At 57.6% G+C, this 14,340-nt stretch carries 13 protein-coding genes; 6 read left to right on the plus strand and 7 right to left on the minus strand.

Annotated features, from left to right (window positions below; all coding sequences use genetic code 11):
- The first annotated feature begins 72 nt into the window (after positions 1-72).
- Complete coding sequence (locus AC3Y7R_RS05990; RefSeq protein WP_490041113.1) at positions 73-711, plus strand: J domain-containing protein; 639 nt, start codon at positions 73-75, stop codon at positions 709-711.
- Positions 712-745: 34 nt separating this feature from the next.
- Here the strand turns inward: AC3Y7R_RS05990 and AC3Y7R_RS05995 are convergent, their stop codons facing one another.
- Both AC3Y7R_RS05995 and AC3Y7R_RS06000 read right to left on the minus strand, forming a co-directional pair.
- Positions 746-1,747, minus strand: coding sequence for a PAS domain-containing protein (locus AC3Y7R_RS05995; RefSeq protein ID WP_490041114.1), 1,002 nt, complete (start codon positions 1,745-1,747; stop codon positions 746-748).
- A gap of 6 nt (positions 1,748-1,753) precedes the next feature.
- Positions 1,754-2,149 carry a response regulator gene (locus AC3Y7R_RS06000; RefSeq protein ID WP_490041115.1) on the minus strand — a complete coding sequence of 132 codons (396 nt, stop codon included), beginning with the start codon at positions 2,147-2,149 and terminating at the stop codon, positions 1,754-1,756.
- Between the two features lie 249 nt (positions 2,150-2,398).
- Here AC3Y7R_RS06000 and cobS point away from each other — a divergent pair, with 249 nt between their 5' ends.
- From cobS to AC3Y7R_RS06025, 5 genes are all read left to right on the plus strand, one after another.
- The gene (cobS, locus tag AC3Y7R_RS06005; protein ID WP_490041116.1) at positions 2,399-3,385 is read left to right on the plus strand and encodes a cobaltochelatase subunit CobS; all 987 of its coding nucleotides are present in this window, start codon (positions 2,399-2,401) and stop codon (positions 3,383-3,385) included.
- 19 nt (positions 3,386-3,404) lie between these two features.
- Positions 3,405-4,112 (plus strand): aspartate/glutamate racemase family protein, encoded by a 708-nt coding sequence (locus tag AC3Y7R_RS06010; protein WP_490041117.1) that lies wholly within the window; start codon positions 3,405-3,407, stop codon positions 4,110-4,112.
- Positions 4,109-5,989 carry a cobaltochelatase subunit CobT gene (gene cobT, locus AC3Y7R_RS06015; RefSeq protein WP_490041118.1) on the plus strand — a complete coding sequence of 627 codons (1,881 nt, stop codon included), beginning with the start codon at positions 4,109-4,111 and terminating at the stop codon, positions 5,987-5,989. Before AC3Y7R_RS06010 ends, cobT begins: the two co-directional genes overlap by 4 nt.
- A 162-nt stretch (positions 5,990-6,151) precedes the next feature.
- On the plus strand, positions 6,152-7,915 hold the full coding sequence (locus AC3Y7R_RS06020; RefSeq protein WP_490041119.1) for an aminopeptidase P family protein: 1,764 nt from the start codon (positions 6,152-6,154) through the stop codon (positions 7,913-7,915).
- 81 nt (positions 7,916-7,996) lie between these two features.
- Entirely contained in the window at positions 7,997-8,338 is a 342-nt protein-coding gene (locus AC3Y7R_RS06025) for a DUF427 domain-containing protein (RefSeq protein ID WP_490041120.1), read from the plus strand.
- Between the two features lie 13 nt (positions 8,339-8,351).
- Here the strand turns inward: AC3Y7R_RS06025 and AC3Y7R_RS06030 are convergent, their stop codons facing one another.
- The 5 genes from AC3Y7R_RS06030 to lpxC form a co-directional block, all read right to left on the minus strand.
- Positions 8,352-8,972 (minus strand): LysE family translocator, encoded by a 621-nt coding sequence (locus AC3Y7R_RS06030; protein WP_490041121.1) that lies wholly within the window; start codon positions 8,970-8,972, stop codon positions 8,352-8,354.
- Between the two features lie 10 nt (positions 8,973-8,982).
- A complete protein-coding gene (locus tag AC3Y7R_RS06035; protein WP_490041122.1) occupies positions 8,983-10,689 on the minus strand; it encodes a chloride channel protein in 1,707 nt (568 codons plus the stop codon).
- 74 nt (positions 10,690-10,763) lie between these two features.
- Positions 10,764-12,407 carry a DNA repair protein RecN gene (gene recN, locus AC3Y7R_RS06040; protein ID WP_490041123.1) on the minus strand — a complete coding sequence of 548 codons (1,644 nt, stop codon included), beginning with the start codon at positions 12,405-12,407 and terminating at the stop codon, positions 10,764-10,766.
- A gap of 15 nt (positions 12,408-12,422) precedes the next feature.
- The gene (locus tag AC3Y7R_RS06045; protein WP_490041411.1) at positions 12,423-13,298 is read right to left on the minus strand and encodes an outer membrane protein assembly factor BamD; all 876 of its coding nucleotides are present in this window, start codon (positions 13,296-13,298) and stop codon (positions 12,423-12,425) included.
- 103 nt (positions 13,299-13,401) lie between these two features.
- Entirely contained in the window at positions 13,402-14,322 is a 921-nt protein-coding gene (gene lpxC / locus AC3Y7R_RS06050; protein WP_490041124.1) for a UDP-3-O-acyl-N-acetylglucosamine deacetylase, read from the minus strand.
- Positions 14,323-14,340: the final 18 nt, after the last annotated feature.

The following is a 14,340-nucleotide window of genomic DNA, read 5'->3' on the forward strand; positions in this document are numbered from 1 at the left end:
TTTGTTCCTGACCCCCTTCACCTTACTGGCCAAAACTCTAAACTGACTATTCCGAGTCGAAAAGGTGTAGTTATGGCCCGTCCCCCGTTTGATCCATTTGAATTCAACATGTCAGCAAAGACCGACAAAGCACGCCGCGCCAAAGGGCGCCGTGGCATGTCGGGCGCAGTGGAGACATCGCAGCGCACCTGTGAGGCCCCAGAATGCCAAGAGCCGGGTCAGTACCGCGCGCCCAAATCACCCGATGTGCTGGATGATTTCTACTGGTTTTGCAAAGATCACGCGCGTGAGTACAACTTGAAGTGGAACTTCTTCGAGACCCACACGCAAGAGGAAATGGAGCGCCAACTGTCCGCGGACAAGGTTTGGGAACGCCCAACAAAGCCCCTGAAGAAGGGTGTGGAGCAAAAGGCGTGGTCCCGTTTGGGCGTGGATGACCCAATGGCTGTGCTGGGTGAAAACGCCACTCGCAACCCCGGACGCAACCCCAATGGCGCGGGGCGCAAGCTGCCTGCCTCCGAGCGCAAAGCTTTGGAAATTCTGGAAGGCACCGTGAACTTGAGCAAGAAAGACCTGCGCAAGAAATACAAAGGTCTAATCAAGGATTTGCACCCTGACATGAACGGAGGCAACCGCGCCGACGAGGACCAGTTGCAGCAGGTTGTTTGGGCTTGGGATCAAATCAAGGACAGTCGCAACTTCTCGGACTGACCTTGGCCAAGGAATGTGAGTGTGGGGCGGCCGCTTAGGGGGCTGCCCTACGCAAAACCGGTATCTCGAACTCAAAAACACATCCGTTTTCATCTGCGGTGTACTGGTGCAAGCGCCCTCCGAGCTTTTCCAAACAGATATCCAGAATAAAATCCGGTGTACGCGGTTTTGCCGAGCCTTCGGTGGTCCCCGCCCCATCACACCATTTCACAACGGCCCACCCATCGCGCAGCCCCTTCGCGGTAAGGTGAATTTTACCAGTAAGCCCTTCATTGGGAAGCCGCGTTGCCATTTGATGGGCAATCATCGACAGGGCCGCCGCATCACGACAATGGATCGCCATCACGTCGGGCACCTGCATCATCAGGTTTTCTTTCGGAACCTGTCGAAGGGCCCGCGCAAAGACCTGCTTCACCCCTAGAACCTGCATGTTCGTGGATTGGTGAAGCATATGGTCACTGGCCAGAATATGGGCGTCGGACAGAGCATGAATTTGGTTGCTCAGCGCCTGTGAAAAAGCATCACGCGTCTCGAACGCGTCCTGACCGAAGGCAATCAAAGCCTCCATCAAGGCAAAGCTGTTGTTTATCCGGTGGTTCATTTCCAACACCAAATTGCGCTGGTGTGTTTCGTTTTGCTTTACCTCAGACATATCCCAGTTAACGCCGAGCATCCGCAACGGCGCCCCCGTCGCGTCACGCTCTACAACCCGCCCGCGTCCGCCAACCCAAACCACCTGCCCCTCGCGCAGAATCCGGAAGGCTGTGTCGTAGGCTTTATCATAAATGGAGCTTCGCTCAATCGCCGCGCGCAGATCCCGCAGGTCGTTGGGGTGGACGGATTTAAGAATATCTTTTTCACATATTGGCCCCAAAGGCAGCCCGAAAAGGTGACTTAGGGTTGCATCTGGCATAACCATTCTAGCGACCACATCCCATTCGAATGTGCCCATTTTTCCCGCATCCAGCGCCAGCGCCGCGCGGTGAGAGAGGTCTTCCATTTGGCGCCGGCTTTGGCAATTGAGTGTTTCATTCATAAATGTTCACCCCTCCCTCGTCCGCACTTCAAGAGCCGTGCCTGAGCTTGCTGTGGCCTTCGATATCTGGGCCAAATCGGCGATTTGCTCTTGGATCGTTTGTACTATTTCTTGGGGACGCGCGGGTTTATCCAGCAATCGGGCGCGCAGGCCTTGCCGCATCCGTAGCGTGGGCTGGTCATGGCCTGAGTGAAAGACAATCGGCACGATATTTTTGGCCAAAACTTCGGCCCCCGGGAAGACATCCCCATCCTCCAAAGAAACATCCAGCAAGGCACAATCATAGCCAAGCCCGGCATGATCCAATACCTGCGAAACCCGCCGAACGACTGTGACCGTCGCCCCCGCTTGCTCTAAAATCCTTTGCAGGTAGCGCGCGATCAAGGTTTCATCTTCCGCCAAGAGAATCCTGCGGCCTGAAAGTATAGGTAGTTCACTCATTACAAAGTACGATGTTTTCCATTCAGAATTTAGGGTGACGTTCAGGTAAAGAATGTCGCCACTTAAGGTTAACAAAATCTTAACGCTCTGAAGCCCCCTCTCTCGGAGCCTCCTCAATTCACCGTATTTTTGCCGCCCATCAAGCCTTCCCCTTGCCCTTGCTTGAGAATTGAGGCATCCCGTTTAGGACACTCTGAGGGACTTGAGAAAATGGCTGACGGCACTATTGATTTGAACGCAAAACCCACTGAGGACATCTCGGTTCGGGAGGTTTTTGGTATCGACAGCGATATGAAGGTCAAGGGCTTTGCTGATCGCAGCGACCGCGTGCCCGATATCGACAGCACCTACAAGTTTGACCACGACACCACGTTGGCGATCCTTGCGGGCTTTACCCACAACCGTCGCGTGATGATCCAAGGCTATCACGGCACGGGTAAATCCACCCATATCGAGCAGGTCGCCGCCCGCCTGAACTGGCCCTGTGTGCGCGTTAACCTCGACAGCCATATTTCACGCATCGACCTGATCGGCAAAGATGCCATCAAGCTGAAAGACGGCGTGCAAGTTACTGAATTCCAAGAAGGTATCTTGCCTTGGGCGCTGCGCAATCCAACTGCGATTGTGTTTGACGAATATGATGCGGGCCGCGCCGATGTGATGTTTGTGATCCAGCGCGTGCTGGAAGTGGACGGCAAGTTGACGCTGCTGGACCAAAACAAAGTCATCAGCCCACACCCGTTTTTCCGCATTTTCGCCACCGCCAACACGGTGGGTCTTGGCGATACCACGGGCCTGTACCACGGCACGCAGCAGATCAACCAAGGCCAGATGGACCGCTGGTCGCTGGTCGCGACGCTGAACTACCTGTCCCACGATGCAGAGGCCGCCATCGTGCTGGCCAAAAACCCGTTCTACAACACAGAAGAACGCCGCAAGACCGTGGCGCAGATGGTCACCGTCGCAGACCTGACGCGGACCGCCTTCATGAACGGCGATTTATCCACGCTAATGTCACCAAGAACCGTCATCACTTGGGCGCAAAACGCGTTGATCTTCAACGATGTAGGCTATGCCTTCCGCCTGAGCTTCTTGAACAAATGCGACGAGCTGGAGCGCGAAATCGTAGCCGAGTTCTATCAGCGTTGCTTTGACGAGGAACTGCCTGAGAGCGCTGCGAGCGTGAGCTTGGGGTGATGCCTCGGGAGGGCTGCACATGCATATCGGATTGATCGGCGGGATCGGGCCAGCGGCGACTGTTGTGTATTACCAACGCCTGACGGACCTAGCCCGTAAAGCTGGTGTCCACATCGACATCACGATCACCCATGCCAATGTGCAAGACTTGATTGCAAACAACCTCACTGATGCGCGCGACGCCCAAGCGGCAATTTATGCGCGCCATATTGACCAGCTAAAAGCCGCTGGTGCCGACTGCGTGGCGATCACCTCTTTAGGCGGGCATTTTTGCTTTGACGAGACGGTGCCTTTGTCCTCGTTGCCACTGGTGAGCGCCATTACCCCATTGGATGCTTACTTCGCCGAACAGGGCCTGAAACGGGTCGGCTTACTGGGCACCGAAGTCGTCATGCGCACCAAATTATACGGCCAGTTAACCCAGACAGAAGCCGTCGCCCCCCGTGAGGATCTTGTCGACTTAGGGGCCAGCTACCGCGACGTCGCAGTGAGTGGTATTTGCTCTGACGCACAACGCCAACGGTTCTTTACTGCCGGGCGCAAAATGATTGAAAACCAAGGGGCCGATGCGGTTGTTTTGGCGGGGACAGATTTGAACCTTGCCTTTAACGACCAAGACCCCGGATACCGCGTGCTTGACGCATTGGATGTCCATGTCGACGTCCTTTTTGACATCGCAACGGGGCGCAGTAATTTGGGTGCACACGAACAGGGGACCGCCGCATGAGCAAGCCAAACGACAACCCCGCCGACCCGTTCAAAAAGGCCCTTGTAGAGGCCACGAAAACGCTGGCCAATGACCCGGAGCTGGGCGTCGCCTTTTCGGTTGACCCTCCGGGAATGACCGATGATCAAATGCGTCTGCCGCAGGTCACGCGCCGGATGACCCGCGCCGAGGTATTGCTGGCACGCGGCACGGCGGATGCCTTTGCCATGCGCCGACGCTTTCATAATGACACCACTGCCAACCGCTACCTGCCGCAGGGCAACATGGCGCGTGATCTGTATGACGCAATGGAAACCGCGCGCTGCGAGGCCATGGGCGCACGCGCCATGCCCGGCACTGCAAGCAATATCGACGCCAAAATTGGCGAAGAGGCCAGCCGCAAGGGCTATGGTCAGGTTACCGAGGCCGGTCAGGTGCCGCTCGCGGTCGCTGCGGGCTATTTGATTCGCCATTTGGCCACGGGCCGCGACCTGCCGCCAGAAGCCTCCAATGTGATGAACCTGTGGAAGGATTTCATCCAAGGGGCCGCAGGTGGCACGCTGGAAAACCTGCAAGAGGTGCTGGCCGATCAGACCAGTTTTGCCAAATTTGCACGCCAGATTATTGACGATTTGGGCTATGGTGATCAGTTGGGCGAAGACCCCGACGACATCAATGAAGACCAAGAGGACGAGGCGTCGCAAGACGACCAAGACACCGATCAAGACGACGACGCCAGCCCCGACAAAGAGGACAACGGCGAGGATGAAGACGCCTCTGCCGAGCAGTCGCAAGAGCAACAAGACGACGCCTCCTCTGCCACCGTGCAACTGGACGATATGGCCGACGCCGAGATGGGCGAAGAGGCCGAGATGCCCGAGGGCGAGGCCCCGATGGACCCGCCGCCCCCCGCGCCCCACTCCGATGCAGACCCGACATATCAGGTGTATTCAACTGAATATGACGAAGAAATTCGCGCCGAAGATTTGGCCGACCCGCAAGAGCTGGAACGCCTGCGCGCCTATCTAGATCAGCAGCTTGACCCGTTGAAAGGCGCCGTTTCGCGACTGGCCAACAAGCTGCAACGCCGCCTGCAAGCGCAACAAAACCGCTCGTGGGAATTTGATCTCGAAGAGGGGATTTTGGATGCTGGCCGCCTTGCGCGTGTGGTAGTCAGCCCGACGACGCCACTATCGTTCAAGATCGAAAAAGACACCGAATTTCGCGACACCTGCGTGACGTTGTTGATTGATAACTCCGGCTCAATGCGCGGTCGCCCGATTTCCATCGCCGCAATTTGTGCCGATGTTTTGGCGCGCACGCTGGAGCGCTGCCAAGTGAAAACCGAAATTCTCGGCTTCACCACCCGCGCATGGAAAGGTGGCATCAGCCGCGAAAACTGGCTGGCCGAGGGCCGCGCGCAGCAACCCGGCCGCCTCAATGATTTACGCCACATCATCTACAAATCCGCCGACGCCCCATGGCGCCGATCCCGCGACAACCTTGGCTTGATGATGAAAGAGGGCTTGTTAAAAGAGAACATCGACGGCGAAGCACTTGAATGGGCACACCGTCGCATGGCGGGCCGCCCGGAGGCCCGAAAAATCCTCATGGTGATCTCTGATGGTGCCCCGGTAGACGATTCAACTTTGTCCGTTAACCCCGCGAATTACCTAGAAAAACACCTAAGAAATGTGATCGCCATGGTGGAGAAACGCAAAATTGTGGAACTGATCGCAGTTGGCATCGGCCACGACGTAACGCGCTACTACGACCGCGCGGTTACAATTACAGATGTCGAACAATTGGCTGGCGCAATGACCGAACAACTCGCAGCCTTATTTGACAGCGACCCGCGTGCCCGTGCCCGCGTCATGGGGATGAAGCGCGCCAGCTAAATCAGCGCCTTTCCCTATCATTGTTCTATAAATATCCCGGGGTCTGGGGCAGCGCCCCAGCTGGTCGCAGTGCCGAAGGCGCTGCGAAACCACTCCTTTCCACTTGCAGCCACACTCAAATCCTCCCACCGTGACACCGACACCTCCGTGCAAGGCAAACCCATGTTCCAAACTTTCCAAGACGCCACCTCGCCTGACCAAGGGCCACCGCGCCTCACGGCCCTCCGAAAAGAATTAGAACGGCACGGATTTGACGGCTTCCTGATCCCCCGCGCCGACGCCCACCAAGGCGAATATGTGGCCCCCGCTGACGACCGTTTGGCATGGCTCACGGGCTTCACGGGCTCTGCCGGGTTTTGCGCAGCCCTCACCAATATCGCAGGGGTATTCATCGACGGGCGCTACCGGGTTCAGGTCAAAACCCAAATCGACACGGCCCATTTCACCCCCGTCGCATGGCCTGAAACCAAACCCGGACCTTGGTTAAAGGAGCATCTGCCAACCTCGCATAAAATGGCCTATGATCCGTGGCTGCACACCACCTCAGAGGTCGAGGCGATCCGTGATGCAGGCGTCACTTTGGTCGAGACCGATAACTTGGTGGACCGGATTTGGCCAGACCGCCCTGCCCCGCCAATGGGCACAATTATGGTGCACCCGCTTGAGTTGTCTGGCGAGGCACATGGCGACAAGCGCGCGCGGCTAGCGGCAACTCTAAGAGAGAGCAATCAGACCTCCGCCATCCTGACCCTGCCCGACAGCATTGCGTGGCTGCTCAACATTCGTGGCACAGATATTCAACGCAACCCTGTCCCACATTGCTTTGCCATCCTGCACGATGACGCCAGTGTCGATCTGTTTGTATCTGCGGAGAAACTCTCGGAAATCGGTGAGCATCTGGGACCCGATATTCGCATCCACCCCTCCACGCCCTTGCTGCAAAAAATTGCGGCACTAACCGGCTTGGTACGGGTCGATAAATCTTCAGCCCCGGCGATCATTGCCCAATCCCTCACCACCGATGTGGCCTTTGAAGATGACCCCTGCATCCTGCCCAAAGCCTGCAAGAACCCCACCGAAATTGAAGGCACCCGCACCGCTCATATCCGCGACGCTCACGCGATGGTCCACTTCCTTGCCTGGCTCGACGCACAAAACCCCGGCCTGACCGAGATCGAGGTTGTGACCAAACTGGAAGGGCTGCGCGCACAAACCAACGCCCTGCGAGACATCAGTTTTGACACCATTGCGGGCGCGGGTCCCAATGGCGCGATTGTGCATTATCGCTGCACCGAAACCACCAATCGCGCAGTCAAAGACGGGGAATTGTTACTGGTCGACAGCGGTGGGCAATATGTGGACGGCACCACTGACATCACCCGCACCATGGTCATGGGCACGCCCAGCCGCGAGCAACAGGAATGCTATACGCTGGTGTTGCAGGGGATGATTGCCATCTCATTGGCCCGCTTCCCGCGCGGTGCGGCGGGGCGTGATCTGGATGCGCTGGCGCGCGCACCATTGTGGCGCCATGGCTTGGATTATGACCACGGCACCGGCCACGGGGTTGGCGCCTATCTTTGCGTGCATGAAGGCCCGCAGCGCATCAGCCGCACCGCCGAAGTGCCCTTAAAACCCGGCATGATCTTGTCCAACGAGCCGGGCTATTACCGCGAAGGCGCATTCGGGATCCGCATTGAAAACCTGATTGTTGTGCAAAATGCCCCCCCGATGGGCGACAACCGCGACCAGCTCTCCTTTGAGACATTAACCTGGGTGCCATTTGAGCGCCGCCTGATTGCCGCGGATATGCTTGCCCCGTTTGAGCGGGATTGGATCAACGACTACCACGCTAAAATCTTTCAAATGATTGATGTGCAAGGGAAATCTAGGGAGTGGTTAACCCGCGCAACTCAAGCTTTGTGAGACAAGACTTTCCAAACTGTCACGAAGCTGTCATGTTGCGCGCTCAGCATACACCAACATCCGACATAGGGGCGCTATACCATGGCCAATCACATCGAACTGCGCGCAGCGCCCGGCAAATACTCGATCCGCGCGGCGGGTGCCGTCTTAGGCGAGAGCAGCAATGTGATCGAGCTGATTGAAGGCGACTACGCCCCCGTGATCTACATTCCACGCGCCGATCTGGCGATGGCATTTTTCGACAAATCCGAGAACAGCACGCATTGCCCCCATAAGGGCGACGCCAGCTACTATACATTGCAAGCCAAAAGCGGCCCGATCGTGGATGCGGCGTGGTCTTACGAGACCCCGATTGCAGGCATGGAGGCTATTGCAGGCCATTTGGCATTCTACGCTGATAAGGTCACCGTAGAGGCGGTTTAAACCGCAGTTTTCTCTAGCGTGTCGTCGCCATAAAGACGCTGCCGCCAATCAGAAAACTACCGCCCGCCACCCCCAAGCGCCGCCTCATTACGGGGCTTTGCAGCGATCTTCGCGCTTGCACTGCGAGCAAAGCATAGGCCCCCAGAACACCGCCAACTATGATGGTGGAGGTCGTTACGACAATGGCGAATTGCACCCCCAAGTGGCCCTCGGGGTCAAGAAACTGCGCCAGAAACGCCACGTAGAAAATGATTGCCTTGGGGTTCAAAATTGCCGTGAGGAACCCTGCTTTCGCGCTTGATAGCCCTACAGGTTTCGCCAGCTTTGCCTGAGCGGTTGGCCCCTCTCGGCGTGCCTCGATGATCTGGCAATAACCCAGATATGCCATGTAGAAAACACCGGCCCATTTGACCATTTGGAACAGTTGAGCCGACGCAGCCAAGATCGCCCCCACTCCGAATAAAGACATAGCAACCAGCACCACGCCGCCGGTTAACTCCCCTAGGATGCACAAGAAAGCGGCCCTGCCACCATGCGCCAAAGCCTGCCCTGTAACCATCAGCACACTGGGGCCGGGGATGATCGAGATCACCGTGTAAGTCGCCACGAATGCCAGCCAAAGTTCAAACTTCAAAACGCACACCTCATGAATGTTCTTCCGCCGCCGTCGCGGCCAAAGCGCGGTTATATTGCTTCAGCGCATCCACTTGGAACAACGCGCCCAGCAAGGTTGGCGGCGCGCCTTCCTCGCCCAGCGTGACCACGGGAATGAAGGGGCAATTGATGCGCTCGAATATCGGCATGGCATCCTCTAGCGTGGCGTTGGGGTCGATGAAAACCCCCGCCTCGATGGCGGCCCAGATGGCGTCATCCTCAGCCCCGTCGGGATGATCCCCGCCGCGCATCACATTGGCCACGCGAAACATCGACAAAAGATAGGCCTGCGGCCCTGCGGCCAGATGCACCCCTGCCCGCTCGATCAAGGTGAGGAAGAATGAGCGATCCACGAGGCTGCCCGCCAGTGCCGTGGACATCGACACCGCCACCATCACCACAATGCCAGTTTGCCAATCTCCCGTCAGCTCAAACACAATCAACGTGGTCGAGATTGGCGCGCCCAACACGGCAGCGGCGACAGCGCCCATGCCCGCCAGCGCATAAAGTGTCTCGGAACCGGAGACATTGGGGAAAATTCCAGTCGCGATGCCACCAAACGCCAGGCCGGTTAACGCGCCGAGCATCAAGGACGGCGAAAACACCCCACCACCCATGCGCCCCGCCATAGTGATGGCGACGGCAATCACCTTAAGGATCGCAAAAATCACCGCCTCATGCAGCACCAATTCACCGGTAAGCGCGGCCGAGGTCGTGCCGTAGCCGACCCCGATAATATGGGGAAACCAGATCGCCATGCCACCCAGCAACGCGCCTGCACAAGCCGGGCGCAGCCAGCGGGGCATTCCGGTGCGGTCTTGGATATAGGTGCCGATGTCATCCGCCCAAAATACCGCGCGCATAAAGGCCACAGCAATCAGGCCACACACAAGGCCCAGCAACAAGAAAGCAGGAAGTTCTACATAGAAATCAAGGCTGTTGGACATGGGCAGCACAAACTCGGTGACGTCGCCAAACGCCAGCCGATTGATCACCGTCCCTGCGACGCTGGCAATCACGATGGGCGCAAAAGCGTGCACTGCAAAGTGGCGCAGCACCACTTCTAGCGCGAATAATGCCCCGGCAATCGGCGCGTTAAACGAGGCGGAAACAGCCGCAGCCACGGCGCAGCCCAACAAGTCGCGCCCGGTGATGCCATCGGCTTTGATCACCCCGCAAACCCAACTGGAAATCACTGCCGCAAGGTGGACAACTGGCCCCTCGCGACCGGATGATCCGCCAGTGCCAAGCGTGATCATCGAGGCCACAGCGGAGGCCAGACCAGCGCGTTTTTCGACCCGCCCATCATTGAGAGCCGCGCCCTCAATCACATCCGCGACCGAGCGGACGCGCCCGTCATCGGTAAACAGGTGCAATATCCAGCCCGTCAAAAGCCCGCCGATAATGGGGATCAGGACGATCCAATACCACTCCAGATCGGTGACGAACTCTTGCAGGCCACGCACGTCCTTGGCGTCATAAACGATGCCTTGAATGACGCCGATGCCCTTACGAAACAACAGCGCGGCCAGACCTGCGGCGATGCCAATCAAAAGTGCGATAAACCAGAACTGAAGCTGCGAAGGGCCTTTGCGGCGCAGAATTTTCCAGCCATCACGACAAGCGCAAAGAGCATCATCCAATTGCTGGCGGGCAAAGCCGCGCGCGCTGTCTTGATGTGGTGGTTCTTCGGCCATCGTTGCGCGAACCTTCCCAGTGCTCAGCGTTTCTTCATCTTGTCTTAGGACAAAGGGCGCATAGGGTCTAGGAGCTAGAGTTTTAACAACGCGCGCGCGGCGTCTTTTGCGGCGTCAGTAATCTTATCGCCAGCCACCATGCGGGCGATTTCCTGAATGCGCGCTTCCGGACTTAGCGAGATCACGGTCGAGAATGTTTGCTCGTCGCGCACCTGTTTTTCAACACGCCAATGATGTCCACCAAGGGCTGCCACCTGCGGGGAATGGGTGACAACCAACACTTGCCCGCCGTCTGCCAACGCCTTGAGCCTGCGGCCAACCGCATCCGCGGTCGCCCCGCCGACCCCACGGTCAATTTCGTCAAAAATCATCGTCACGCCGTCAATTGATCCGGTCAGGCACACTTTCAAGGCCAGCAAAAACCGCGACAACTCGCCGCCGGACGCAATTTTATTGAGCGGGCCAGAGGGCGCGCCGGGGTTGGTGGCGACGGTGAAGGACACGTCATCCTGCCCCTCGGGGCCAGCGGACTCGGGCGTGACATCAGTGGTGAACACCGCGCGTTCCATCTTCAAAGGCGCGAGTTCCACGCCCATGGCTTTGTCGAGTTTTGTCGCCGCCGCACGGCGCACGTCGCTCACCCGGTCGGCCTCGATTTGGTAGGCTTTGGTGGCCATATCCAAACTCGCGCGCAGGTCTGCCAACTCGACCTCGCCGCCATCCAAGGCTGCAAGGCGAATACGTAGCCCATCGGCGAAACTGGCCAGATCATCGGCCTGAACATCATGCTTCCGGGCCAATCCACGCAGCGCAAACAACTGCTCCTCGACCTGCTCCAACTCTAGAGGGTCAAACTGCAACTGCTCGAAACAGGTTTCAACACCTTGATAAGCCTCACCTAATTCGACTACCGCGCGCTCTATTGCTGCGAGTGGCGCGTCAAGTTGGCCCTCGGCCTCTTCGCCAACCCCATCAAGCCAGCGGGTCGCATCATTGATCATCCCTTCGGCCCCGTTGAGGCCCAGAGATTGCAACGCTTTGGAGATATCATCACGGATGCGCTCGCCGGCTTGCATCCGGCGGCGTGTCACATCTAGCTCCGCCTCTTGGCCGGGTTGGGGGTCCAACGCGTCCAGTTCCGCGACCGCATGGCGCAGGAACTCTTCCTCGGCACGGATCGCATCCAGCGCCTTTTGGGCACGTTTCAACTCGCGCGTGGCCGCCGTCATAGCCTTCCAACGCACCCCAAGCTTGTCCAAGTCCAACCCGGCAAAACTGTCGAGCATTTCGCGGTGTGCTTTGGGGTTTAGAATGCCCCGATCATCATGTTGGCCATGCAGCTCTATCAGGGTCGCAGACAACAGGCGCAGCAACTCGCCCGAGGCGCGCCGATCGTTGATATAGGCCTGCTTGCGCCCGTCAGGATAGTTAACGCGGCGTAGAATCAACTCGCCGTCAGTCTCGAAGCCCGCCTCTTGCAGCACCGCCCAAGCGGCGTGATCGGCGGGCAAATCAAATTGCGCGCAAACCTCGCCCTTTTCAGCCCCTGCGCGCACCAGTTCTGCGCGGCCACGCCAGCCCAACACAAAACCAAGGCTATCGAGCAAGATCGACTTACCCGCACCGGTTTCACCGGTCAGGACATTAAGCCCCGGCTGGAATTCCAGTGCCAGCCGGTCAATGATGAGCATGTCGGAAATATCTAGCGCGCGCAGCATGTTAACAGCCCACGCTTACAGCCACCGGCCTCGAACCACTTGACGGTAGATGTCTTGCAGCCAGCCTTTGCCCGCGGCCTCAGGCTCCAGCCCGCGACCTTTCAGCAAGTTATAGCTGTCTTGATAAAACCCGGTCGACTGGTAATTGTGACCCAAAATCGCAGCCGCAGTTTGCGCCTCGTCGGTCAGGCCCAACGACAGATAGGATTCAACCAAACGGTGCAGCGCCTCAGCGGTGTGGGACGTGGTTTGGAACTCCTCGACCACAACACGGAACCGGTTAATGGCGGCGGAAAAGTTCTCGCGCTTGAGGTAGTAGCGGCCGATTTCCATTTCTTTGCCCGCCAGATGGTCAAAGGCGAGGTCAAATTTCAGGATCGAGGATTTAGCGTATTCGCTGTTTGGATAGCGTTCAATCACCGTGCGCAGAGCTTGCAACGCTTGGAATGTCAGGCCTTGGTCACGGCCAACCTGATCAATTTGATCATAATAGCTGATTGCCAGCAGGTATTGCGCGTAAGGTGCGTCCTCATCTGCCGGGTAGAAGTCGATAAAGCGTTGCGCGGTAGCGCGAGAGTTTTCGTAGTCGTGGTCAGCGTGATAGGAAAACGCCTGCATAATCAGCGCGCGTTTGGCCCATTCCGAATAGGGGTACAGGCGCTCAACCTCGCCAAACAGGCGAACGGCCTCGTCGATATTTTGGCTTTCCAGCTCAAATTCAGCGCGTTTGTAGATGACTTCCGGGCTGAATGATTCCAGCGGGGCTTCCTCTTTGGAACCCCAGAAGTTCGCAAGGAACCCGTCGCGTTTACCGCCACCACAGGCGGACAGTCCAACGACCAGCGCTAGCGCTGTAATTACTTTTAGAAGTGACCTGCTGCGCCCTGTCATTGTGACCGCGAACCTCATGTTTTGGCCGCCCCGGTATCCGGTTCACAGCCCCTTTTGTGTGGTCTAGCACATCTCTTTGCAGGGCAAAATGCCTTTATGTGGATTAGGCGACCAAAGCGAGGTCTGCTTTGCGTACGCCGACGCCTGGAAGGCGGGCCGCTTGCTCGGCGGAGCACGGGACAAACCGGAAAGACGACGGGTTAGCAAATAGTTTGCGAAGCAGCTTGTTGGTCATGGCATGTCCCGCTTTTACACCGGTATAGCGCCCCAAGATAGGTGCGCCTGCCAAGGCCAAATCGCCCAACGCGTCCAGCATTTTATGGCGAACGGCCTCATCCGCATGGCGCAAACCACCCGGGCTAAGGACATCATCGCCATCAACGACAACTGCGTTTTCATAGGTGCCGCCGAGGGCAAGGCCCTTGTCGTGCATCATGTCGATATCGGCCTTGCGGCAGAATGTCCGGCTGTCGGACAGCTCACGCACAAAAGTGCCGTTCCGCATATCAAGCGCCATGTGTTGGCGGCCAATTGCGGCATCGGGAAATTCAATATGGAAGTCGATCTCAAGGCCATCCGCAGGGGTCAGCATTGCCATGGCCCCGTTTTCCTCGACCATAATGGGAGAAAGAACCTCGATCGCATACAGGCGTGCAGCTTGTTTACGTGCACCCACTTTGACGATGGCCCGCACGAAATCGGCAGAGCAGCCGTCCATAATCGGAACTTCAGGACCGTCCAACTCAACCAGCGCATTATGAATGCCGCAACCCGCCAGAGCCGCCATGATATGTTCCACAGTGGAAACGCCCACGCCCGCGTCATTGGTCAACTCGCTGCACAGTGGTTTGGCCCCAACGGCGGAATAGATTGCGCGGATCAAGTTATCTACGCCCGTGACATCGGTCCGCTTGAACCAGATACCAAAACCAGCCGCTGCCGGATGCACATCCATACGGACCGGCTTGCCGGAGTGAAGGCCCACGCCCTCAAAGCTGATCGTCTGTGTCAAAGTGGCTTGCACGCAAGACCCCCATATCAA

The organism is Litoreibacter sp. (assembly GCF_058136045.1).